Here is a 21,949-nt window from a genome sequence, read left to right on the forward strand (position 1 = left end):
TGGGTGACTTACAGGACTTTCTTGATGTCCTGATAATGACCGCGGGTCTCCAGCGTCACCGTGACCGGTGCCGAACCCCGGTTGCGCCAGAACCAGCCATGGTGCCCATCGAACGCGGCCTCCAGCATGCCAGCCTCGCCCGCTGATCCTTTGCCCTTGCCGTAGCCGTGGTACTTGATCGTCTGGCCTTGGTCGCCATGGGTGTCGTAGTTCACCACGCCACCCTGCACCTGCCAGCGGAAGTCGATGCGATCGCCCTTGTTCATGGCCAGCTTGATCTCGGTGGCCTCATTGGGCTTCAGCGTCACCGTCATTTGATCCTGGCGCGTGCCTGCGTCCGGTGTGGCGACCTCTGCTGTGACTGGGCCGGCCGGTGCCGGCGCAGGCACGGCCGGCGCAACGGCCTCTGCCGTACTGGCACCCGTCGCTTCGGCTGCCAGCTGGGTCTTGATCTCGCCCATCCGGGTCAGTCCCAGGGACTGGCCGATGCCGGTGGGGTCGATGGCATATTCGGCGGGCAGGACTACGGTGATCAGCAGTACCGCAGCGATGACGATAGCAGCCAGGGTTGACTGGATCAGTTGCCGGCTGCTGGGTAGCTCGGCGCGGCTGGGCATATCCGTGTTGTACATGGTGTTTCCTCTGGGTTCAGGCGACGAAGTAGCCGGTGAGCTGCATCCCCACGAGGATGAAGCCGGCACACATCATGGCGATATTGGCGGTGTAGGCATGGCGCAGGAAACTGTCGGTCCGGCGCCAGTAGCTCATCAGGATGAGAATGGCTGACAGGGCAAGCAGCTGGCCGATCTCCACACCGACATTGAATGCCAGCAGGTTCGGCAACAGACCATCGCGCGCGATCTCGTACTCCTGAACCTTGGTGGCCAACCCCAGGCCATGAAACAGGCCGAAGATCAGCGTGGCGGTGGCGGTATCCGGCTGGTATCCGAACCAGCGCTGGAACGTGCCGACGTTATCCAGCGCTTTGTACACGACGGACAAACCGATGATCGCGTCGATCAGGTAGCCACTGATACCTATACCGAAGTACACCCCCAGCAACATGATGGTCGAGTGCCCGATGGCGAACAGGCTCACATACAGCCCGATATCGCGTAGCCGGTAGAGAAAGAAAATGACACCGAAGAGAAACAGCAGATGGTCATAACCGGTGACCATGTGCTTGGCACCCAGATAAGCAAAGGGCAACAGATGTACACCCGTGATTTCCTGGATATAGCCCTTGTCGCCGTCAGCCACGCCATGAGCCATGGCTGCCCCGCTGAGCCATAGCAGGCAGCAGAGCGCCCAGAGCACGCGGCCCGGGCTCAAGCCGGGCACGGCGCGCAAAGCCTCCGCGCCGGCAGCCGTGATCGTTCTATACATGATGGTTGATCCTGTTCTTGATTGAATGGAGGGCTGCGCATGTAGCCCGGCATCTCAAGCAAGTCAGGTTCTGGGTGGGCGCTCGAACGGGGCGGGTGGTGCGGCGATCAGGGAGAAGTGATACGGGAACTGCCGCAGCGTGGCGGCCTGGATACCCGGTATGACAAAGGTAGGCAGCATCTTGCCGGGATCGTGGGAGTGATCAGCGCCGTGTGTATGCGTGTAGCCCGAGTCGTCATGTGCAGGGTGGTGAGCATGATCGTGGAGGTGCACGTGCTCATGCACTGCAGCCGGATGCGCAGTATGCGCCACGCTGCCATGAGCAAGGCCAGCGATCAGTGGCACAAGCATCATGGCCCAGAGCAGCAGGGCGGGCAGCAATTGACGCGGGATGGATTTCATAAGGCAAACAGGACAAGTCGCACCAGTTTGCCGTGGATCATGAATGCCTGACAACTGCAGGTGCACCTGGCCGGCGGTAGGGCTGCGCCCGCTACTTTATCTGCACGGTCACCCCTTGCTTGAGGCAATGCACACTCGCCAGTTCGGTGGCGGATAGTGCCGCCAAGCGCGCGCGGTCATCGATCCGTACGCCCCACACGCGCTGGGTAGGCCCAGCGACGCGTCCCGAAAGCACGATGGCGGAGCGGGTGGATTCTCCCGGCAAGCTGCAGCGAGCCAAACGCGCATGGGCCGGCAGGGTGGGGAGGTCCTGGCTTTCTGTCAGGGCATAGCGTGCTGCCTTGCCGGGTAGCTGTGCAATCTGCCGGGCATACACGGCAACGTGTTGTGCCCCTTTAGCCAGAATCAGCATATCGCCAGCGCTGGGGGTGTGCGCAAGCTGATACACCAGACGCCAATGTTCTCCCAATTGCACAGGTGCGACGAAGGCGCGAACGTACTCCACGCCTTGCAGCTCTGCCCGCAGTGGCGGTGTCTCGGTTTCGGTCACCGGCGCTGTGCTGTCGATGGGTGTTGAGACCACTGGGGGCTCGCCTTGCAGCGCATGCACGGGCGCTGTCAGGATCGTGAGTACGGTCAGGCAGGCCAGCCATATGGACTGGCGGGCAATCGGCGCGGTCTGCCATGGCGTCGGGTCAGCGAGTGTGATCATGCTGTTACCCTCATGCCGCCGGTGCTTGCCTGAACCTGTGGGCCCAGCTCGCCCAGGTGCGTGAGGGGCAAGCCGGCCATGCGCACCAGTGGGGAACGGGGGCGGTAGGCGAACCCTTGGTGCACGCTGCGGATCAGGCAGATATCGTTGTCACCGTCACCGACCATCAGGGAGTGCCGGAACGGCATGCCGCTAAAGTCTTCAAGATGGACCAGCACATTCCGCTTGCAGATGGGGTGTGCCATGCAGCCTTGTTCGTGACGGAACAGGTCATTGATGCGAATCTCGCCCGTCGCCTCGCCGTTACTGAAACTCAGCACATGTGCTACCGCGAAATCAGCAAAAACCCGTTTGCGGACAATGTCTGCGGCGATGAAATAGCTGTCTGTCACCAATCCTACGCGGTAACCCTGCCGCCGTAGGGCCACCACGGCTTCCACGGCGCCGGCTTGCAGCGGGATCGATTTGGCGACCTTGACGAACAAGTCCTTGGGTACGCCTTGGAGTGCGCGAGCGATGCTGGCGGTGCGCGTGGCTGCATCCAGTTCGTGATGATCCAGTAGCTCGGCTAGCACCTTGTCCAACCCGGCTGCCGCGGCGAGATGCTCGATGAAACGACCTTCGAGCAAGGTGCCATCCATGTCGAATAGCGCCAGTTTTCCGCCGGGCTCAATGGCGTGGGCGATCACCTCGATCTCCGCACTGAGCTGCCGCTCATGTTCCATGATCTCGAGCAGCAGCTCGGGTTTGAGCCGGCCCACCATCTCAGCCCGACGCAGGATCGCCCGGCTGACCTCGATCGCCATCTTGCCGAGCTGATCCAGCGGCTTGCTGTCGTGCTCCACCAGGCCCACATCCACCTCCACCACAGCGGCACCCATGAAGTGGGCGTCGATCAGCAGCCCCACATCCACCCCGAAGTCATCTTCGAAGTGCAGCCGGGTGAGCAGTTCGGTGCGTGCCGCCATGATGCCGCCTAGAGGTTGACCATAAGCAGACAGCTCGGGGAACAGGGTCTTGAGCAGGGGGCGTGCAGTCAGCTCCGTCACTCGGCCCGAGGCACGGCTAAAGCGCGCCTTGACGAAATCCGCGCCTCCATGGAGTGGTGCCAGCATGCGGTCGATCAGTGCAGGGTCAAGGCGGCGCATATCGGCATCGAGATAGAGCACGAAATCCGTATGCACTTCGGTCAGGGCGTCCCGCATGGAGGGACCTTTGCCTAGCAGGGTGCTGGTGATCACATGCGCGCCTGCTGCGCGCGCGAGCATGACCGTATCGTCAATCGAGCCATCATCTACCACCACGACCTTGGTCACGGCTGGATGTGTGAGCGCAAACCGGATCACGGTCTGAATGTTTTCAGCCTCATTGAGGGCGGGGATGGCGACAGTCAGCATGATGGGTCTCCGATATGGGATAGATACCGCCGCGAGGGTGGTGCATTTGCACAAATGTAATGGTGCGTGCTACTTTGCCTTTTCGCGGTAACGCGACGCCTCTCGGGGCGAGGAGCATCCAGAGCATTGCGCAGCGCCTTCAGGCGCTGCATTTTTTTTGGCCCGTGTGCCTGCAGAGAGCATCACTTGGACGAAGGATTGATCCCAAAGATCCCGCCAGGCCAAGCGCTCCCTCGGTGCCGCGCCAAGCCTGCAGATTGGCAGCCGAGAGGAACAGGCAGGACGGCATTTCAATTTGTACAAATGTAATTATACATCGCACCGCTACGATCAGGCATTCCCATTAAACTAGTGGGTATCCTTCCCTCGCCTTACCTAACGCCATGCCTGCCTCTCACCGCGAATCCCATCGGGAAGCTGACGTTCTCAAGCAATTCCGGGTGATATTCCAGTCGGTCCGCAAGCATTTTCAATCGGTCGAAGCGCTGTGCGGGGTGTCCGGATCGCAGCTATGGGCCCTAGCCAAGGTCGTGGAGGCGCCTGGATTGCGAGTCACCGAACTGGCCAAAGCGATGACGATTCATCAGTCCACGGCCAGCAATCTGGTCGAGGGCTTGGTGCAGCTTGGTCTGATCCGGCGTCAGCGAGGCGAACTGGATCAGCGGGTAGTGTTGCTGTATCCCACCGAGGCGGGTGAGCAACTGTATCGCAAGGCGCCACAGCCGATACGCGGGGTCCTGCCCGATGCCCTGTCCCGGCTGGACCCGACCCGGTTAGCAGGTCTGGCACAGCACCTCAACGAGCTGATTGATCTGATGGGCGATCACATCGACCCACGTGGCGGCAATATTCCGCTGGCGGACATTGCGGCACAGCCCGCTGCAGAGACTGCCGCAAAGCCCCCGAAAGCGCCCCGCTCCAAGACGGCACATAGCGCGGGCGGCGATGATGCCGTTGCCTGAATCCGGCCTGTTTTCTTTTTCGGCGATACCATGACTTTTGCTGCCCTCGGCCTGATTGAACCTCTGCTGCGTGCCACCGACACGCTGGCGTACCGCACCCCCACCCCCGTGCAGGCCGCCGTGATACCCGCTGTACTTGCCGGCCGCGATGTGATGGCTGCCGCCCAGACCGGTACGGGCAAGACAGCCGGCTTTGCCCTGCCACTGCTGCAACGTTTGGTTGAGGATGGCCGGCCGGTCGGCAGCAACGCGGTGCGTGCACTGGTGCTGGTGCCGACCCGTGAACTGGCGGAACAGGTGTACGAGAGCTTCCGTGCTTATGGCCAGTTTTTGCCGTTGCGTTATCTGGTGGCCTATGGCGGGGTGAGCATCAACCCGCAAATGATGAAGCTGCGCCGGGGCGTGGATGTGCTGGTGGCCACGCCGGGGCGTCTTATGGACCTGTATGGTCAGAACGCGGTCAAGTTCAATCAGGTGCAGCTACTGGTGCTGGATGAGGCCGACCGGATGCTGGACTTGGGTTTCTCGCGCGAACTCAATGCCGTGCTCAATGCCGTCCCGCGGCGACGCCAGACCCTGCTGTTCTCGGCCACTTTTTCGGAGGCGATCCGGGCAATGGCGGATACGCTATTGCATGACCCATTGCGCGTGGATATCAGCCCGCGCAATACCACCACGCGCAGCGTGAGGCAGTCGGTCATCACCGTGGACAAGAAGCGCAAGGCCGAGCTGTTTTGTCACCTGCTGGCCGAGCGACGCTGGGGGCAGGTGCTGGTATTCGTGAAGACACGCAAGGGCGTGGATGAGCTGGTCGACGTACTGACCGAACGCGGCCTGCAAGTGGATGCGATCCACGGCGACAAGAACCAGCCAGCCCGTTTGCGGGCCTTGGCACGGTTCAAGGCTGGCGAGGTGCAGTTGCTGATCGCCACCGATGTGGCCGCGCGCGGCCTGGATATCGATGACTTGCCCCTGGTGGTGAACCTGGACTTGCCCATCGTGGCCGAAGACTATGTGCACCGCATAGGCCGCACTGGTCGAGCGGGCGCACAGGGCGAGGCGATCTCGCTGGTCTGTGCCGACGAGGTACAGCAGCTCGCTGCCATTGAAGTGCTGACCCAGCAAATGCTGCCCCGCCATGAGGAGCCGGGTTTCATCCCGGCGCATCGTGTGCCCATGACCGACGCTCGCGGGCAACTGGTCAAGAAGCCCAAGAAGCAGAAGAAGCCCAAGGTGCCGGGTATCGCTGCACCCGCTGCCCCCAAGCTCGCGCCCAAGTCCACGTCCAAACCCAAGTCGGGTAAGCCGGAGGCCAGCCTGGCCAAGCCCAAGCCCCCCAAATCACCTTGGTCCCGCTAGCTAGCGAGATGCCGATGGCGTGGTCTGATACCCCGGCGTGGATAGCAACAAAAAGCCCACCCTTTGCGGGTGGGCTTTTTGTTGGACGGCCGGGTTGGGCGTCGCTTACTTCAGATCGAACCGGTCGGCCTCCATGACCTTGGTCCAGGCGGCCACAAAGGTTTGCAGGAAGCGCTGTTCACCATCGCGGCTCGCGTATACCTCGGCGATGGCACGCAGCTGCGAGTTCGAGCCGAAGACCAAGTCCACCACCGTGCCGGTCCATTTGATTGCGCCGGTCTGGCGATCACGGCCTTCCAGTACCCCCGCCTCTGTGGCAGAGCGCTGCCAGCGGGTGTTCATGTCCAGCAGATTGATGAAAAAGTCGTTGCTGAGCACGCCGGGACGTTTGGTGAACACGCCATGCGGACGCCGGCCCGTGTTGGCATCCAGTGCGCGCAAACCACCGACCAGTGCAGTCATTTCGGGTGCACTCAGGTTCAGCAACTGGGCCTTGTCGATCATTAGCTCGGCAGCCATGTTTTCCAGCCCCTTGCGTGCATAGTTGCGGAAGCCGTCGGCCTTGGGTTCGAGTACCGCAAACGAGTCCACATCGGTCTGAGCCTGGGTGGCATCGGTGCGGCCCGGGTGGAAGGGCACACTGATCACGTGACCGGCCTGCTTGGCAGCGGCTTCGATCGCCGCACCACCCGCAAGCACGATCAGATCAGCCAGCGAGACCTGCTTGCCGCCGGCGTTGAACGCCTGCTGGATACTTTCCAGGCTGGCCAGCACCTTGGCCAATTCGGCAGGCTGGTTCACCTCCCAGTCCTTTTGCGGGGCCAGACGGATACGCGCGCCGTTGGCACCACCGCGCTTGTCGCTACCGCGGAAACTGGCGGCAGAGGCCCAGGCCGTGTTGACTAGTTGCGCCGTGCTCAGGCCCGATGCCAACACCTGCGCTTTGAGGGTATCGATATCCTTCGCGTCGAGCTGCGGGCCGCTGGCGGCTGGGATCGGGTCTTGCCAGATCAGTTCTTCCTTGGGCACGAGCTTGCCCAGATAACGCGCGCGCGGTCCCATATCGCGATGGGTCAGCTTGAACCAGGCACGCGCAAAGGCATCGGCAAACTCGGCGGGGTTCTGGTGGAAGCGGCGGGAAATCTTTTCGTAAGCCGGGTCGAAACGCAGCGACAAGTCGGCCGTCGTCATCATCGGCGGGTGCTTTTTGCTGGGGTCGTGTGCATCCGGAATCAGGTGCTCCGGCTTCACATTCTGGGCTACCCACTGGTGCGCACCTGCGGGGCTCTTTGTCAGCGCCCACTCGTAACCGAACAGCATGTCGAAGTAACCGTTGTCCCAGGTCGTGGGATTAGGCTTCCATGCGCCTTCGATGCCGCTGGTGGTGGTGTGAGCCCCCTTGCCGGTGCCGAAGGCATTGATCCAGCCCAGCCCTTGGTGTTCGATCCCGGCGCCTTCGGGTTCCGCGCCTACCAGCTTGGGATCACCCGCACCATGCGCTTTGCCGAAGGTGTGGCCACCGGCAACCAGTGCCACGGTTTCTTCGTCATTCATCGCCATGCGGGCAAAGGTTTCGCGCACATCTCGGCCGGATGCCACGGGGTCCGGGTTGCCATCCGGGCCTTCGGGATTCACGTAGATCAGGCCCATCTGTACTGCCGCCAGCGGGTTGGCGAGTTCACGATTGCCGGAATAGCGCCCGCCGGGCTTGTCGCTGGTGGCCAGCCATTCGGCTTCTGGCCCCCAGTTGATGTCCTGTTCGGGTTCCCAGATATCGGGGCGACCACCGGCAAAGCCGAAGGTCTTGAAGCCCATGGACTCCAGCGCGACATTGCCGGTCAGGATCATCAGGTCTGCCCAGGAAATCTTGTCCCCGTATTTTTGCTTGATTGGCCAGAGAAGCCGGCGCGCCTTATCGAGGTTGCCGTTATCGGGCCAGCTATTGAGCGGGGCAAAGCGCTGTGCACCGGTGCCCGCGCCGCCGCGACCATCCGCAATCCGGTAGGTCCCTGCTGCATGCCAGGCCATGCGGATGAACAGTGGGCCGTAATGGCCATAATCGGCGGGCCACCAGTCCTGCGAATCGGTCATCAACGCTTTCAGATCAGCCACCAGGGCATCAAGGTCCAGTGACTGGAATGCCTTGGCGTAGTCAAAATCCGCAGGCAAAGGGCTGACCTTGCTGGAATGCTGGTGCAGGACGTTCAGGTTGAGCTGGTTGGGCCACCAGTCGCGGTTGCCTTTGGCGCCGGCAACGGCGTTACCGGCGTGCTGCATGGCGCCTGAAAACGGGCACTTGGCTTCTGCTGTCATGGGAGGTCTCCTTGGTCTGCGAGTGTCGGGTAGGTCGATCACGTGATGCAGTTTGGTATCCGTACCCCATGAGAGCAAATTGCATTTACAAATCAGCGCAATAGCTTTAGTGCTATTGAATTGTTAAATCCAATAGCGTCAAATGCTCGCACGGCAGCAACATCCTCCCGGCTGATGAGAAGCCGATTTATATATCCGCGTTGTTCAGCCGGCGTAGCGACTCAGCCAGATTTTCCACGCGCTGGCGGGTCCGCGTGACCAGCCCGGCTATACGGTCTGCCGAGCTGGCGGATTGCTCGGCCAGTTTGCGTACCTCGTCAGCGACGACGGCAAAGCCACGACCCACTTCACCCGCGCGGGCGGCTTCGATGGCGGCATTGAGCGCCAGCAGATTGGTCTGAGAGGAAATGGCGTTGATGACGCCGATGATCTGGGTGATTTCTGAGGTGGAGGCAATCACTTCCTTCATCTCTTCGTCCGTGACACGCTGCGCCTGGATTTTGGCGCTGACATCCGTGCCATAGGCCACAATGTGGCGCAGATTGCCCTCCGAGTTCTGGATCGGACAGAGCGTGCCGGTGAACTGGTGCTCCTCACCGTGGATATCGAGCAGGATGAATTCCCCGACATGGTCTTCGCCACTCCGCAATCGCCGGAATACTTCCTCACCAGCGATTTCCCTGAGGTTGCGGGAACGCGGCAGCAATGCTTCCAGCGAGGGGTAACCAAGATGGTCAATGATGTATTGATTCGCGGTCAGCAGATTGCCATCTAGATCGTACTCACCTACGCCGTTATGCAGACCAATGGCCTCAAGGCGCTTGGTGTACTCCAGCGACTGTTCTTTGGTGTTGGTGATGTCGGTCTGGATCGAAATGAAGCGTTCAAGCTGACCTTGCTGATTGAACACCGGGTTGATGGCCAGTGAAACCCAGTGAGGCTTGCCGTTCCGGTCGTAATTGAGGATTTCTTCCACCAGGGGCTTGCGTGCCGCTAGATCCTTGCTGATCCGCGCCACCGTGGCTTTGTCAGTGCCCGGTCCTTGCAGGCATTCGCCGGGTTTTCGGCCCTTGACTTCGTCAGCGCTGAAGCCGGTCATGGCGGTGAACCCCGCATTCACAAAAATGATCCGCCCATTGGCATCGGTGATGATCACCGAGTTGTCCGATTCATGCGTGACAAGGGACAGCAGCTGGAACTCCTCGCGCCGACGAATATCCTCAGTGATATCCGTGGCGTACTTGACCACCTTGATGATGCGGCCATCCGGTGTCTTGATCGGATTGTAGGTAGCCTGTATCCAGACAGGCCGGCCGTCCTTGCCGAATCGCTTGTACTCGGCAGACTGGTACTCACCTTGCCTCAGCCGATGCCAGAAGTTGCTGTAGTCCTGGCTCGCCGCCTCGTCCGGAGCCACGAACATGCGGTGATGCTGGCCCTTGATCTCGTCGAGCCGGTAGCCGGTCAAGTGCAGGAAGTTCTCGTTGGCATTGAGGATGATGCCGTCGGTATCGAACTCGATAATCGCCTGTGACCGGCTTATGGCCGCAATCTGCGACGAGTAATCAGCGTTCTGCAGGACCTGCGCGGTCACTTCGGTCGCAAACTTGATGACGCTCGTGACCTGGTTGCCCCTGAGAATGGGCACGTAGGACGCTTGAATCCAGACTTCCTTGCCGCTTTTGGTAAAGCGTTTGAAGCAGGCCGTTTGTGCCTTGCCTTGCGCCAGCTTGGCCCAGAAGTCGCGATAGCCGGCAGACCCGGCCTCGGCTGGTTCTACAAAGATGCGATGATGCTTGCCGCGAATCTCATCTAGCGTGTAGCCCATCAAGCCGAGAAAAATCGGATTCGCGGTCTCTATCGTTCCGTCGGTCTTGAACTGTATGACGGCCTGGGCGCTATTCAGTGCGCGGACCGTGTCTGTGGCGTTGAACCAGTTGCGGAGCAGTGAAAGCATGTAGGACTCCCATGAGCGGGGTAATTGGTGTGCGGCACTGCGATCGCTATTCCGTCGCACAATCGCTGCACCCCACCTTGTTGATAATTAATATATTAGCAAACAATTATTTTGTTGGGTTGCGGGTTGGTGCCGTGGGGGAACCCGGCGCCGCTGGCGTGTTCAAACACCCTTTTGCCATGTCATGGATAGACGATGTCGAACCGGATTTCTCTCCGCCGTTTGGGTCTGGGCGGCTTGTTGCTGACCGCGGTTTCCTTTGCGCTCAGCGTAGCCTCGGTAATGGCGGCGAGCCCGGCTTCGGGTGAACGTAGCTGGCGGACGGCGCCGCGGCATTCGGCAGGGATCGCGCCTGACCCGGTACGCCATGCCGATGAGGCCATCGTGCAGGTGTATGCGGCGTCGACTTATGGTTGGCGCGGTGCTTTCGCGGTGCATCCCTGGATCATCTACAAGCGTGCCGGGGAGCAGGCGTACACGCGTTACGACGTGGTGGGGTGGCGGCGGCCCGAGGTGGTACAGCGGAATTACGCCGTTGCGGACGGTCTCTGGTATGGCGCCACGCCCCGCTTGCTGGTGGATCATCGCGGTGCCAGTGCCGCGGGCATGATTGGCGATATCGAAGCTGCAGTGGCGAGTTATCCCTACGCCAGTGAGTACCGTAGCTATCCCGGCCCCAACAGCAACACCTTTCTGGCGCATATCGGCCGTGAAGTGCCGGCCCTCAAGCTCGACCTGCCCGCCAACGCCATCGGCAAGGATTACCGGCCGCTGACGCAGCCGGTGGGCCTGTCGTCATCGGGTGCTGGAGTGCAGTTTTCTTTGTTGGGATTGCTGGGGATGAGTATCGGGGTACAGGAGGGCCTGGAGCTGAACCTGATCGGTCTCAACTTCGGGCTGGATCTGAATCGCCCGGCGCTGCGCCTGCCCTTTGTGGGGCGCCTGGGGTGGGACGACACCGTGGCGGAGCCCGTCGGCTCGGCGCCTGCGGCAGTCGAATCCGCTACACCCCCTCAGTCAGCCGGCGGTGCATAGCGGGCAAGCAACTCGGGCACAGCCTCGGCGCGGATGGGACGGGACTCCAGGAAACCCTGGATTTCGTCACATTGATGCTCATGCAGCCAGGTCCGCTGGGCCGCTGTTTCCACCCCTTCTGCCACCGTGCGCAGGCCCAGGCTCTGCGCCAGTGCAATGATGGTCTGCGCTACTGCTTGACCTGCCGGGTCGTCGAGCCGGCTGACAAAGGCAATGTCGATCTTGAGCACGGCCAAAGGCAGACTCTGCAGATAGGCGAGTGAGGAGTAGCCGGTACCGAAGTCGTCCAGGGCAATCTGGAAGCCCAGCTGGCGCAGAGTGGCCATGCGCGGGATGGCCCAGTCCAGGTTCTCCATGGCGGCGGTTTCGGTGATTTCCAGCTCCAGCTTGCTGGCATCCAGCCCCTGCGCCGCTAGGCGCTCAGCCAGAAAAGCGGCAAGGGAGTTGTCGGCCATCTGCTGGGTGGACAGATTGATGGCCACGCAACCGACATCCAGTCCCTGTGCCTGCCACTGCGCCAGCTGGTCGAACGCGGTGTTGAATATCCAGCGTCCCAGATCGGGCATTTGCCCCGATTCCTCGGCAATGGGAATGAACTCTGCCGGGCTGATGGCGGCGCCGCCGCTGTCCCAGCGCACCAATACCTCGAACCCTGCCACGGTGTTGGTCGCCAGTGCGATGCGTGGCTGATAGACCAGATGCAACTCATGGTTGGCAATGGCGCCCTGCAGGCGACCCGCCAGATCCAGCCAGCGGCGACTGCGATCGGGCTGCGCGGCCTCGAATCCCACCAGCCCCCGTTTCTGGCTGCGCTTGGCGGAGGCGAGCGCCAGTTCCGCGTGCTGAAGGAACTGCTCGGCGCTATCGCCGTCCTCGGGCAGATAGCACAGCCCGCCCGATACACGCACCTGCAGCGTGACCTCATCCGACAGCACAAACGGCGCATCCAGGCTGGCCAGAAGCGCCTGCGCACGGGTATCGCTGTCGTCATTGCGGGGTAGCAGCAGCAGGAAGTTATCGCCTTCCAGTCGTGCCAGCATCTCACCAGGGCGCAAGGCAGCGCGAAGCCGGTCGGCGGCCGCCTGCAAAAGCCTGTCGCCGGTTTCATGGCCGAACACCTGGTTGATGTTCTTCAGGGCATCCAGACTCACCACCACCACGATCTTGCGGTCGCGGGCGGCAAACATGGCGGAGATCATCATGTTGGCGGCAGTGCGGTTGGGCAGCGCGGTCAGCGGATCGTGTTCCGACAGCCATTCCAGGTGGCGCATCTGCTCGACCTGCTGGCTGACATCGCTGACAAACGCCGCTGTCATGCTCTGCCCTTCCCATTCAATGGGCGACAGCGCCACCTGTACATTGAGCATCTCGCCATCCAGCCGCTGGCCGGCCAGAATGGGCCGGTTACTCATACTGCGGGTGTCGGCATGGCTCAGGTACTCGGCCCGCTTCTGTGCGTGGGCGTGACGGTGCCCGAATGGCAGCAGCTGATCCACGCTGTAGCCCTTGAGGCCGGCCGTGGCGCTGAAGATGGTATCTGCACGGGCATTGCTGTGGACGATGTTGCCATCGTTGTCGACCAGCAGTACCCCGACGGGGGCACCCTTGAACAAGGCATTGAGGCGGGATTCGCTCTCGCGCAGACGCCGTTGCGAGAATTCCAGCTCGCGATAGGGCGTGATCACCCGGGACTGCAGCAGGCTGATCAGGAAAAAGCCTTGACCCAGCAGCTTGAACAGATGCCCCATGCCGTTGGCCACGCTGTCGGCCTGCCTGTAGACACTGAACAGCAGCTCGCCACAGCCCAGTACCAGCAGCCCTGCGGCCAGCCAGTCGTTCGGGTTATTGCGTGGCAACATCAAGCGTATGCCCCATGCCAGCGCCAGATAGATAAGGCACACCGACCATTCGAGTACCTGCTTGAGCAGGGTCAGGCCGCTGCCCGGTACATACAGCGCAGGCAGGGTATCGGGCAGCGCGACGCCCCAGATCGCGATTACGATGCCGCCAATGCCAAACGGGAACACCAGCCTTTGCTGCCAGCGGGTAGGCAGCAGCAGCTGGGCAAAGGTCAGCGCCAGCACAAACCGCGCGGCCAGCCACGGCACGATGGCTTTCTGGGTGGTGGCGGGAGAGAAAAAGTCCGGCTGGCCTGCATAGGACACCAGATGCAGACCATCGAGCAGGGCAACCAGCAGGAAGCCAACCGCAAACAAGGGGTAGCGCGGCGCTCCGCGGGTATACAGGCCCGCCATCATGGCAACCGCAAAGCTGATGCTGATGGACAGCGCCTCCAGCAGGCTGTGCCAGCCACCGTAGTCGGGAATCCGCAGGTGCTCGGCGACCGTCAGTTCAAGGATCAGGCCCAGCAGAATGAGCGCGCAGCTGGCGGCGGCAATGCGGTAGGGGTGACCCGAGAGAATGCGCAGCAAGGCGGAAGGGTTGAGCATGGGCACAGTATAGATGCCCGTTCCGGTGCGACCATCAGGAAAGACCACGATAGCCACGTGGCCATGGGTGTACTCAGGCGGGTACGGCCAGGATGACGCTGGCCGCCTTGAACAATGCCACGGCAGGCTGGCCTTCCGCGAGACCCAGTGCGTCGCAGCTTTCCCGCGTAATGATGGCGGCAATGCTGCTGCCCCCCGGCAGGCTGAGGGTGACTTCATGGTTGATGCTGCCGGGCACGATACGGCTGACCGTGCCGGCCAGCTGGTTGCGTGCCGAGTAACGCACGTCGCTCTCGCCGCAGGCCAGCATCACCGACGAGGATTTCACCAGGGCATAGGCATCGCTGCCTTCGTGCAGGCCCAGGCTGGCGGTGCTCTCGCGGGTAATCACGGCCACCAGCGTATGGCCCCCCGTGATGATGAGTTCGACCTCGTCGTTCACGGCACCCTGACGGATGCGCGAGACCTTGCCAAGGTACTGGTTGCGGGCGCTGGTACGCATGCTCATCCTCCGGATCAGGGCGTAATCGTCAGCCAGATGACCGGCTTGCTGGCTCAGTTGCTGCAGGAAGGCACGGTGGGCGCTATCGATGGCCCGGAAGTTGCCGACAAGCTGGGTGCCCCGCGCGGTGAGCCGGGTGCTGCCACCGCCCTTGCCGCCGGTCATGCGCTCCACTAGCGGCTCGCCCGCCAGATTGTTCATGCTGTCGATCGCATCCCAGGCCGCTTTGTAGCTGAGTTTCACCGCCTTGGCCGCATGGGTGATGGAGCCACAATCCGCAATCGCGGCGAGCAGATCGATCCGGGCGCTGCTGCCGAATTTCTCGCCGTCGACGGTCAACCAGACCGCCCCTTGGAGTTCAATCTGCGCGGACATCAGCGCGCTCCGGCACGGCAAGCTGGCCGTTGTGCAGGTACAGGGTATCGCCCCCGAGTGCGGTGGCATCTTCGGGATCGTGCGTGATCAGGATCATCGGGATGGCCAGTTGGCGTTGCAAGGCATCGAGCTCCTGGCGCATCTGTGCGCGCAGTGCGGTATCGAGCGCGGCAAAGGGCTCATCCAGCAGCAGGGCTTTTGGTTGGGTGAGCAGGGCGCGGGCCAGTGCCACACGCTGCCGCTGCCCCCCTGACAGCTCGACGGGGAACTGGTGGGCGAGCTCCTGCAGCTGCATGGTGCTCAGCCAGTGCTCCACGTCCGGATCCCGCAGCGTGCGGGGAGGGTTGCGCCAGCCACGATACAGGCCAAATGCGACGTTCTGGCGCACGTCCAGATGCGGGAATAGCGCGTAGTCCTGATACACATAAGCGAGCTGGCGATGCCGCGCCGGCACCGACACGCGACGCTGTGTATCGACCAGCAAACGACCGCCCAGGCGGATCTGGCCGGCATCCGGTGCATGCAGCCCGGCGATGGTTTTGAGCAGCAGGCTCTTGCCCGCACCGGAATTGCCCAGCACGACGATGCGCTGGCTTTGCGATTGCCATTGCACCGCCAGCTCGAAACGCCGCGATCCCGCGCGCAGGGTGGTACGGATATCGAGCTCCAGACTCATGCCGCCCCCATGCGCCGCGCGCTGTGGCCGGGAGATAGCCAGGTGGCGGTGAGCAGGATGGCAATGCAGCAAACCGAAATGATGGCCACCAGCGTATTGGCCAGTGCATCTTGTCCGGCCTGCACGGCCTCATAGACTGCAATCGACAGCGTTTGTGTCTTGCCGGGAATGCTGCCAGCCACCATCAGGGTGGCGCCGAACTCTCCCAGCGCACGGGCAAAGGCCAGCAGCACGCCGGCCATGATGCCGCGCCATGCCAAGGGGAGGGTCACCCGGCAGAACACGCCGATGGCGCTTACGCCCAGCACCGTGGCTGCGCCTTCGAGCTGGGTATCCACCATCTCGAAGGCCGCGCGGGCCGGTTTGAAAACCAGCGGAAAGGCCACCACGGCCGCAGCGAGTACGGCTCCTTGCCAGCTGAAGATCAGGTTGATGCCCCATTGCGATTGCAACCAGCCCCCCAGCCAGCCGTTTCGCCCCACGAGCACCAGCAGGTAATAGCCGAGGACGGTGGGTGGCAACACCATGGGGAGTGTTAACAAGGTATCGAGCAACTCACGCCCGATGAAGCGCTTGCGTGCCAGGAGCCAGGCAACGGCAACACCTAGCACCAGATCGATGGCCGTGGCCCAGAAGGCGACCTTGAGCGAGATGAGCAGTGCCGAGGGGATGGCGTCCATGGGCGGTCGACCTGATCAGGGCTTCATGAAGCCATGTTGTGCCAGCACGGCCTGCCCGGCAGGGGAACGTACATAGGCCACAAAGCGCCGGGCTTCGGCGGCATGGGCGCTGGTATTCAGCGGTGCAATCGGATAACGGATCGCCTGATCCAGCCGCACGGTGAAGGCGACCCGGACTTTGTCCTTGAGGAGCAGGGCATCGGTGGCATAGACAAAGCCGGCATCCACTTCACCCCGCGCCACGTAGTCGAGTGCCTGGCGGACATTCTGGGCAGGAATCACGCGTGCCGCGATGGCCGGCCAGAGCTGCGCCACATCGAGCGCCCGGCGGGCATAGCGGCCGGCGGGCACGGTGGTCGGGAGGCCGATGGCGATGCGCTGCACGGCGGGTTTGGCCAGATCGGTCAGCTGCTGCAGGGGAAGCTTGCTGTCTGCTGGCGTCACCACGACCAGCTGATTGGTGCAGAAGTCATGTCGGGCCTTGGCTGTGACTAGTTGCAGCTGTTGTGCCTGATCCATCGTTTCCTGATCGGCCGAGGCAAACACATCGACCGGTGCGCCCTTGGCGATCTGCTGCAAAAGCGCGCCCGATGCGCCGAGGTTCAAGGCCACTTTGGCGTCGGGGTATTGGGCCTCGTAGAGACGGGCGATTTGCTGGAAGGCATTACCCAGGCTGGCGGCGGCAGAGACGGTAATGTCGGCAGCCTGCGCGGGTAGCAAGGCGAGGCAGATCAGGGCAGGCAGCAGGGCGCGCAGGAGCATGACCAGACCATTCGTTCAAGTTGATGCCCGAAATATAGCTGGGTATATGCCGGTGGAAAATAGTCCGTTCGGCGTATGCACGGGGTGGCGACGCGTGCTCTGCCGCCGACCCTTCGGTACCATGGCGACTGTTGCGGTGGTCCAGGCTGCAAGCCCTTACCACCAGCCCCTCATGTTTGCCCCAAGGGAAGTTCGATGTCAGATCAGGAATCCAGCCTGCCCAGCCAGGATGCACAGCAACGATTGATGCGCCGCCGCAACCTGCGCACCGCCATCGTGCTGTTCGTGGTGGTGGCCGGTTTCATCGTCAGCGTGTTCTTCAAATACGGGGCCTTCAATTAGGTTGCATGGCGATCTGACCAAGCCGCCATGTCAGTGAACCCTGCCGCCGCACCGTGGTCTCAACTTGCCTGTTGCCACTGATCCGAACGACTCCTCATGCCGATGTTTTCTTTGCCCGCCGCCAGTGCGCATCCCAAGTGGCATCTGACCGCGCTGCTTTACGTGCTGGTGGTGACGGCCTTGTTGCTGGTCCACAGCCCGGTACGGGCCGATTGGCTGGGTAATCTGGTCAAACCCAGAGCCGCCTCCACCGAGCCTTTGCCGCCGGAACAGGCCTTTCCGGTCAAGGCCAAGCGACTGGACCGGCAGACGGTTCGCGTCGAGATCGGTGTCGCGCCGGCGTATTACGTCTATAAGGACCGATTGCAGCTGGCGCTTAAAGACACGCCGGGTGTGCGCATCAGCCGGGTGGATTACCCCCAGCCCGAGATCAAGCAGGATCCTGAATTCGGCAGCGTGCCCGTCTATACCCAGCCGTTCAGCGTGCTGCTGACACTGGAGGGCAAGCCTGCCGGCCCGATCAAATTGCTGGCCCGCAGCCAGGGCTGTTTCGAGACACGCGGCCTGTGCTATCCGCCGCAAACCCAGGTGCTGACCCTGCCCTGACCGATCTGCCTCATTCCCTGACGAACCTTTTCCAAACAGGAATCCCGATTCATGAACAGCAAACGCCATTTTGTCCGTACCGCCCTGGCACTGGGCCTTACCCTGACCGGCCTCAATCTCATGGCGGCAGGTAACCACGGCGAGCCTTACTCGCGTCTCGCCAGCCCCCAAGCCACGGCCACGCCAGGCAAGATCGAGGTGATCGAGTTCTTCTGGTATGGCTGCGGTCACTGCAACCAGCTGGAGCCCTATGTGGAAGCCTGGGAGAAGACCCTGCCGGCCGATGTGGTGTTCCGCCGCGAGCATGCACTCTGGGATGGCCGCAGCGATATGGACGGCCACGCCAAGCTGTTTGCAACCTTGCGGACCATGGGTATCGTCGGGGCGCACCAGCGCGCGGCCTTTGATGCGATTCATGGCGGCCGCATGGAATTGCGCGACGAGAAGACGCTGATGACCTGGGTGAACGCACGCGGCATCAATCGTGCACAGTTCGAAACCAATTACCGCTCGTTCGGCATGGCCGCCCAGCTGGGTAAAGCCAAGCAGCTGACCAAGGCTTACCGGATCGACAGCGTGCCGACCTTTATCGTCAACGGCAAATACGTGACCTCGGCCCACCAGGCGGGCAACGAGCAAAAACTGTTCGCCACGATCAACCAGCTGATCGCGCAGGAACGCAAGACGCTCAAACGTTAAGGTCGATGTGGCTGATCTGATCCGGTTGGATCAGATCAGCACGCCTGGATTGAAGAGCCCATCTGGATCGAGCTGCTGCTTGAGTTCACGCATCAGCGCCCGCTCGACCGGATCGTGCAGCTGATCAGCCTGTTCGCGCCGGAAGCGACCTATACCGTGCTCGGCGCTGATCTCGCCACCATAAGCGCGCGCTAGCGGGAACAGCAGCGCATTGGCGCGCGCTTCGGTCGCGTAGAAGTCTGCTTCGGGTGACAGCCCCAGGTTGTAATGCAGATTGCCATCGCCCACATGGCCGAACACGATGGGGCGGGCAGCCGGAAAATCCTTCGCAATCGCCGCCGCGGCCTCGCGCATGAAGGCGGGAATCGCTGCAATCGGCAGGGCCAGATCATGCTTGATCGACGGGCCCTGTTTGCGTTGTGCGTCCGGTATCCATTCACGCAATGACCATAGTGCCGCACGCTGGGTGCTGTCCTGCGCGAGTACGGCGTCGCTGTAGTCGCCATCGGCCAGCAGCTCGGTGAGCCGTGTTTCGAGCTCGGCATCGGTTTCGCCGCCCGTCAGGGCAATCAACGCCGCATAGCGCGGCAGCGGGTCGAACGGTTGTGCGACTTGCGGGAAGTGTCGTGCCATCAGCGTGAACGACTCGTGATCGAGCATCTCGAAGGCCGTCAGCACCTCGCCCACGCGGGCCTTGGCCGCGGCAAACAGCGCCAGCACCGCATCGGCATCGGGCAGAGCGACCATCGCCACCGCCTCGCCTCGCTCAGCGGGGAACAGCCGTAGCGTGGCGGCCGTCACAAAACCTAGCGTGCCCTCGGCACCGATGAACCACTGCTTGAGGTCGTAACCGATATTGCGTTTACGCAGCGCGTGCAGGCCCTGGTAGACGCGCCCGTCGGGCAATACGGCTTCGATACCCAACACGAGCTCGCGCATGGTGCCGTAGCGAAGCACTTGCATGCCACCCGCGTTGGTGCCGATCAGGCCGCCGATGCGCGCGCTGCCTGATGAGCCCAGCCATAGTGGAAAGAGCCGATCTACCTTGGCAGCAGCACCGTGTACGTCGTCCAGTATGCAGCCGGCTTCCACGGTGATGCTGTACCCGACCGGATCCACCGCGCGGATGCGATTGAGCTTGTCGCTGCCCAGCAGCAGGGTGTTGGCATCAAGTGGCGTCGCACCGCCGACCAAGCCGGTATTGCCTCCCTGCGGCACGATGGATACGCCGTGCTGACGGCACAGGCGCACGATGGCGGCGACCTGTTCGGTGCTGTCCGGCAGGGCCAGCGCGAGCGCCTGACCTTGCAGCTTCTTGCGCATATCGCTGAGCCGCGGCGCCAGCGTGGCGGGATCGGTGATCAGGCTGCTGGCGGGGAGCAGATGGGCAAGGTCAGCTAGAAGGGGGTGCACGGTGGGGCTCATGGGGCAGACTGGCCTTTAGTGTAGCGCGCCGGCATCGTGTCGCTACCGGGCCGACGTGCTAGTCAAACGGGCCCAGCCCCAGAAAGCTGCCACCTTGCAGCCGTGCGCACGGGTCTTCGGGCGCCGGGCAGATTCCTTCGATCTCGCTTGCCCAAGGCTCGGCACTGTCTTGGGGCGCAAAGCCGAGCTTGGCCCACGCCGCATCGCACTCCCACCAGCGCTGTGGATTGGCCGATACGCCGTAGGCAATCAGGAAACCTACATCGGGCGCAGTGACGGCTGCGCAAACGAGGCGCACCAGATCACCGGGGCTGATCCAGGTGGCCAAGCTGCGGCGGTCGGGCGGCGTAAGCGTGCAGGTGCCCAGACGCAAACAGACCGATTCGATGCCATAGCGGTCGAAATACATGCGCGCCAAACCTTCACCGAACAGCTTGCTGACGCCGTAGTTGCTGTCGGGCCGCACCGGGTCATCGGGCGTGATGCGCTGGCCTTGCGGGTAGCAGCCGGTGATGTGGTTGGAGCTGGCAAACACGATGCGCCGCGTGCCCGCGCGCCGTGCGGCCTCGTACAGATTGAACATGCCGCGGATATTGGCCTGCAGGATGGGTTCGAACGGACCTTCCATCGCAATGCCGCCGAAGTGCACCACGGTATCGACGCCCTGAAGCAGCGTATCGGTAGCGGCGGCGTCGCTGAGGTCGCACGCCGCGGTGGACGGCAGGCCGGCGCTTTGCAGTGCGGCGGGCAGATCGCTGAGGATCAGCTGGGCGCACAATGGGCGCAAAGGATCATGCAGTGTGCGGCCGAGCAAGCCGGCGGCACCGGTCAGCAGCAGGGTGGGGGTGGCGTTCATGGCAGCGTTCCATGGTCGGATTGACGACGATGCTATCAATAATCGGCCCATCTATTCTAAAATATCGAAATGATGTTTCATTTTATTGAAAGTGCTGCGCAATGACGTCCTCGTTACGGGTGGTGTGTTTCGGTGAATGCATGATCGAGTTGCAGGGTGAGGCGTTTGGCACTCTGCGCCAGGGCTTTGGCGGCGACACGCTCAATACGGCGGTGTATCTGGTGCGCATGGCGGCAAACCGTGGCTGGACCATCGATTACGCAACCGCGCTGGGTGACGACAAACTCAGCACCGGCATGCTGTCGCGCTGGCAGGACGAAGGCTTGAGCACCAGCCTGGTCAGGCGTCTTGCGGGACGCATGCCTGGGCTGTACCAGATCGAGGTTGATGCCAGCGGTGAACGCCACTTCAGCTACTGGCGCTCGCACGCCGCCGCGCGCGACTACTTTGATGTGCCCGAGGGCGAAACGCCGCTGGAGCTGCAGGCGGCGCAGATTGATGTGCTGTATGTCAGCGGTATCAGCCTCGCCATCCTGCCGCCCGCGGGCCGTGAGCGCCTGTTTGCACTGGCCGCCAGCTTGCGCGCGCGGGGTGCGCAAGTCGTGTTCGACAACAACTACCGCCCGCGTTTGTGGGCATCAAACGTCGATGCGCAAGCAGCGTTTACGCGTATGTATGCGCTGGCGAGCACGGCACTGGTCACGCTCGATGATGAGTGCCTGCTATGGGGCGTGGATGCCGATACGGCCTTGTCGCGCACCCTGGCGCAGACCTGCCCCGAAGTCGTCATCAAGCGCGGCGCTTTGCCGACCTTGATCCGCATTGCCGGCGAGCCGGTACAAGAGGCCGCGACGCTGCGCGTGGCCCAAGTCATCGATACCACGGCCGCCGGCGATTCGTTTGCCGGCGGCTATCTGGCCGCACGCTTGGGTGGTGCCACGGCAGTGGCTGCTGCCAGTGTCGGCAACCGCTTGGCTGGCACCGTGGTGCAGCACCGCGGCGCCTTGATTCCGCTTGAGGCGATGGCCGAGCTGGTGCTGCCGGCCTGATCTC

At 62.4% G+C, this 21,949-nt stretch carries 21 protein-coding genes; 7 read left to right on the forward strand and 14 right to left on the reverse strand.

Annotated features, from left to right (window positions below; all coding sequences use genetic code 11):
* Positions 1-8: 8 nt before the first annotated feature.
* From O9X62_RS10805 to O9X62_RS10825, 5 genes are all read right to left on the reverse strand, one after another.
* Entirely contained in the window at positions 9-632 is a 624-nt protein-coding gene (locus O9X62_RS10805) for a transmembrane anchor protein (protein WP_269532867.1), read from the reverse strand.
* Between the two features lie 16 nt (positions 633-648).
* A complete protein-coding gene (locus O9X62_RS10810) occupies positions 649-1,272 on the reverse strand; it encodes a HupE/UreJ family protein (protein ID WP_269533135.1) in 624 nt (207 codons plus the stop codon).
* Between the two features lie 177 nt (positions 1,273-1,449).
* Positions 1,450-1,788: a hypothetical protein gene (locus O9X62_RS10815; RefSeq protein WP_269532868.1), complete on the reverse strand. Its 339-nt coding sequence runs from the start codon at positions 1,786-1,788 to the stop codon at positions 1,450-1,452.
* Between the two features lie 91 nt (positions 1,789-1,879).
* The gene (locus tag O9X62_RS10820; RefSeq protein WP_269532869.1) at positions 1,880-2,500 is read right to left on the reverse strand and encodes a hypothetical protein; all 621 of its coding nucleotides are present in this window, start codon (positions 2,498-2,500) and stop codon (positions 1,880-1,882) included.
* The gene (locus O9X62_RS10825; RefSeq protein ID WP_269532870.1) at positions 2,497-3,897 is read right to left on the reverse strand and encodes an HAD-IB family phosphatase; all 1,401 of its coding nucleotides are present in this window, start codon (positions 3,895-3,897) and stop codon (positions 2,497-2,499) included. Before O9X62_RS10825 ends, O9X62_RS10820 begins: the two co-directional genes overlap by 4 nt.
* A gap of 383 nt (positions 3,898-4,280) precedes the next feature.
* Here O9X62_RS10825 and O9X62_RS10830 point away from each other — a divergent pair, with 383 nt between their 5' ends.
* Together O9X62_RS10830 and O9X62_RS10835 are read left to right on the forward strand one after the other, a co-directional pair.
* Positions 4,281-4,859, forward strand: a complete 579-nt coding sequence (locus O9X62_RS10830; RefSeq protein WP_269532871.1) for a MarR family winged helix-turn-helix transcriptional regulator — start codon at positions 4,281-4,283, stop codon at positions 4,857-4,859.
* A 30-nt stretch (positions 4,860-4,889) separates the two neighbouring features.
* On the forward strand, positions 4,890-6,218 hold the full coding sequence (locus O9X62_RS10835; RefSeq protein WP_269532872.1) for a DEAD/DEAH box helicase: 1,329 nt from the start codon (positions 4,890-4,892) through the stop codon (positions 6,216-6,218).
* Positions 6,219-6,323: 105 nt separating this feature from the next.
* On the opposite strand, the gene katG is transcribed toward O9X62_RS10835, so the two are convergent.
* Entirely contained in the window at positions 6,324-8,531 is a 2,208-nt protein-coding gene (gene katG, locus O9X62_RS10840) for a catalase/peroxidase HPI (protein ID WP_269532873.1), read from the reverse strand.
* Between the two features lie 187 nt (positions 8,532-8,718).
* Positions 8,719-10,488, reverse strand: a complete 1,770-nt coding sequence (locus O9X62_RS10845; RefSeq protein WP_269532874.1) for a PAS domain S-box protein — start codon at positions 10,486-10,488, stop codon at positions 8,719-8,721.
* 195 nt (positions 10,489-10,683) lie between these two features.
* On the opposite strand from O9X62_RS10845, the gene O9X62_RS10850 reads away from it, so the two are divergent.
* Complete coding sequence (locus tag O9X62_RS10850) at positions 10,684-11,523, forward strand: DUF3750 domain-containing protein (RefSeq protein ID WP_269532875.1); 840 nt, start codon at positions 10,684-10,686, stop codon at positions 11,521-11,523.
* Here the strand turns inward: O9X62_RS10850 and O9X62_RS10855 are convergent.
* The 5 genes from O9X62_RS10855 to modA form a co-directional block, all read right to left on the reverse strand.
* The gene (locus O9X62_RS10855) at positions 11,502-13,973 is read right to left on the reverse strand and encodes an EAL domain-containing protein (RefSeq protein ID WP_269532876.1); all 2,472 of its coding nucleotides are present in this window, start codon (positions 13,971-13,973) and stop codon (positions 11,502-11,504) included. The two genes, O9X62_RS10850 and O9X62_RS10855, sit on opposite strands and share 22 nt — an antisense overlap.
* A 73-nt stretch (positions 13,974-14,046) precedes the next feature.
* The gene (locus tag O9X62_RS10860) at positions 14,047-14,850 is read right to left on the reverse strand and encodes a TOBE domain-containing protein (protein ID WP_269532877.1); all 804 of its coding nucleotides are present in this window, start codon (positions 14,848-14,850) and stop codon (positions 14,047-14,049) included.
* Entirely contained in the window at positions 14,834-15,526 is a 693-nt protein-coding gene (locus O9X62_RS10865) for an ABC transporter ATP-binding protein (RefSeq protein WP_269532878.1), read from the reverse strand. The genes O9X62_RS10860 and O9X62_RS10865 overlap by 17 nt, the downstream gene beginning before the upstream one ends.
* Positions 15,523-16,206: a molybdate ABC transporter permease subunit gene (modB, locus tag O9X62_RS10870; protein ID WP_269532879.1), complete on the reverse strand. Its 684-nt coding sequence runs from the start codon at positions 16,204-16,206 to the stop codon at positions 15,523-15,525. The genes O9X62_RS10865 and modB overlap by 4 nt, the downstream gene beginning before the upstream one ends.
* A 15-nt stretch (positions 16,207-16,221) precedes the next feature.
* Positions 16,222-16,968, reverse strand: coding sequence for a molybdate ABC transporter substrate-binding protein (gene modA / locus O9X62_RS10875; protein ID WP_269532880.1), 747 nt, complete (start codon positions 16,966-16,968; stop codon positions 16,222-16,224).
* A 195-nt stretch (positions 16,969-17,163) separates the two neighbouring features.
* On the opposite strand from modA, the gene O9X62_RS10880 reads away from it, so the two are divergent.
* The 3 genes from O9X62_RS10880 (at position 17,164) to O9X62_RS10890 (ending at position 18,615) form a co-directional block, all read left to right on the forward strand.
* The gene (locus O9X62_RS10880; RefSeq protein WP_269532881.1) at positions 17,164-17,310 is read left to right on the forward strand and encodes a hypothetical protein; all 147 of its coding nucleotides are present in this window, start codon (positions 17,164-17,166) and stop codon (positions 17,308-17,310) included.
* Between the two features lie 96 nt (positions 17,311-17,406).
* A complete protein-coding gene (locus O9X62_RS10885; protein WP_269532882.1) occupies positions 17,407-17,916 on the forward strand; it encodes a protein-disulfide reductase DsbD N-terminal domain-containing protein in 510 nt (169 codons plus the stop codon).
* Between the two features lie 51 nt (positions 17,917-17,967).
* The gene (locus O9X62_RS10890; RefSeq protein ID WP_269532883.1) at positions 17,968-18,615 is read left to right on the forward strand and encodes a thiol:disulfide interchange protein DsbA/DsbL; all 648 of its coding nucleotides are present in this window, start codon (positions 17,968-17,970) and stop codon (positions 18,613-18,615) included.
* Between the two features lie 30 nt (positions 18,616-18,645).
* Here O9X62_RS10890 and O9X62_RS10895 read toward each other — a convergent pair whose 3' ends face one another.
* Together O9X62_RS10895 and O9X62_RS10900 are read right to left on the reverse strand one after the other, a co-directional pair.
* Positions 18,646-20,028 (reverse strand): FAD-binding oxidoreductase, encoded by a 1,383-nt coding sequence (locus O9X62_RS10895; protein WP_269532884.1) that lies wholly within the window; start codon positions 20,026-20,028, stop codon positions 18,646-18,648.
* Positions 20,029-20,098: 70 nt separating this feature from the next.
* Positions 20,099-20,896: an NAD(P)-dependent oxidoreductase gene (locus tag O9X62_RS10900; protein WP_269532885.1), complete on the reverse strand. Its 798-nt coding sequence runs from the start codon at positions 20,894-20,896 to the stop codon at positions 20,099-20,101.
* A 101-nt stretch (positions 20,897-20,997) separates the two neighbouring features.
* Between O9X62_RS10900 and O9X62_RS10905 the strand changes: the two genes are divergently transcribed.
* Positions 20,998-21,945, forward strand: coding sequence for a sugar kinase (locus tag O9X62_RS10905; protein WP_269532886.1), 948 nt, complete (start codon positions 20,998-21,000; stop codon positions 21,943-21,945).
* The last annotated feature ends 4 nt before the right edge of the window (positions 21,946-21,949 follow it).

The sequence above is a fragment of the Chitinimonas sp. BJYL2 genome, assembly GCF_027257935.1.
Taxonomy (GTDB): domain Bacteria; phylum Pseudomonadota; class Gammaproteobacteria; order Burkholderiales; family Chitinimonadaceae; genus Chitinimonas.

Excerpts from the sequence above, each read along its gene's own strand:
- O9X62_RS10865 (WP_269532878.1), bottom strand. The coding sequence starts at position 15,526 with ATGAGTCTGGAGCTCGATATCCGTACCACCCTGCGCGCGGGATCGCGG.
- O9X62_RS10890 (WP_269532883.1), top strand. The coding sequence starts at position 17,968 with ATGAACAGCAAACGCCATTTTGTCCGTACCGCCCTGGCACTGGGCCTT.
- O9X62_RS10900 (WP_269532885.1), bottom strand. The coding sequence starts at position 20,896 with ATGAACGCCACCCCCACCCTGCTGCTGACCGGTGCCGCCGGCTTGCTC.
- modB (WP_269532879.1), bottom strand. The coding sequence starts at position 16,206 with ATGGACGCCATCCCCTCGGCACTGCTCATCTCGCTCAAGGTCGCCTTC.
- O9X62_RS10830 (WP_269532871.1), top strand. The coding sequence starts at position 4,281 with ATGCCTGCCTCTCACCGCGAATCCCATCGGGAAGCTGACGTTCTCAAG.
- O9X62_RS10860 (WP_269532877.1), bottom strand. The coding sequence starts at position 14,850 with ATGTCCGCGCAGATTGAACTCCAAGGGGCGGTCTGGTTGACCGTCGAC.
- O9X62_RS10810 (WP_269533135.1), bottom strand. The coding sequence starts at position 1,272 with ATGGCTCATGGCGTGGCTGACGGCGACAAGGGCTATATCCAGGAAATC.
- O9X62_RS10855 (WP_269532876.1), bottom strand. The coding sequence starts at position 13,973 with ATGCTCAACCCTTCCGCCTTGCTGCGCATTCTCTCGGGTCACCCCTAC.
- O9X62_RS10805 (WP_269532867.1), bottom strand. The coding sequence starts at position 632 with ATGTACAACACGGATATGCCCAGCCGCGCCGAGCTACCCAGCAGCCGG.
- O9X62_RS10880 (WP_269532881.1), top strand. The coding sequence starts at position 17,164 with ATGTCAGATCAGGAATCCAGCCTGCCCAGCCAGGATGCACAGCAACGA.
- O9X62_RS10820 (WP_269532869.1), bottom strand. The coding sequence starts at position 2,500 with ATGATCACACTCGCTGACCCGACGCCATGGCAGACCGCGCCGATTGCC.
- O9X62_RS10885 (WP_269532882.1), top strand. The coding sequence starts at position 17,407 with ATGCCGATGTTTTCTTTGCCCGCCGCCAGTGCGCATCCCAAGTGGCAT.
- O9X62_RS10850 (WP_269532875.1), top strand. The coding sequence starts at position 10,684 with ATGTCGAACCGGATTTCTCTCCGCCGTTTGGGTCTGGGCGGCTTGTTG.
- O9X62_RS10835 (WP_269532872.1), top strand. The coding sequence starts at position 4,890 with ATGACTTTTGCTGCCCTCGGCCTGATTGAACCTCTGCTGCGTGCCACC.
- O9X62_RS10825 (WP_269532870.1), bottom strand. The coding sequence starts at position 3,897 with ATGCTGACTGTCGCCATCCCCGCCCTCAATGAGGCTGAAAACATTCAG.
- O9X62_RS10815 (WP_269532868.1), bottom strand. The coding sequence starts at position 1,788 with ATGAAATCCATCCCGCGTCAATTGCTGCCCGCCCTGCTGCTCTGGGCC.
- O9X62_RS10905 (WP_269532886.1), top strand. The coding sequence starts at position 20,998 with ATGACGTCCTCGTTACGGGTGGTGTGTTTCGGTGAATGCATGATCGAG.
- katG (WP_269532873.1), bottom strand. The coding sequence starts at position 8,531 with ATGACAGCAGAAGCCAAGTGCCCGTTTTCAGGCGCCATGCAGCACGCC.
- modA (WP_269532880.1), bottom strand. The coding sequence starts at position 16,968 with ATGCTCCTGCGCGCCCTGCTGCCTGCCCTGATCTGCCTCGCCTTGCTA.
- O9X62_RS10845 (WP_269532874.1), bottom strand. The coding sequence starts at position 10,488 with ATGCTTTCACTGCTCCGCAACTGGTTCAACGCCACAGACACGGTCCGC.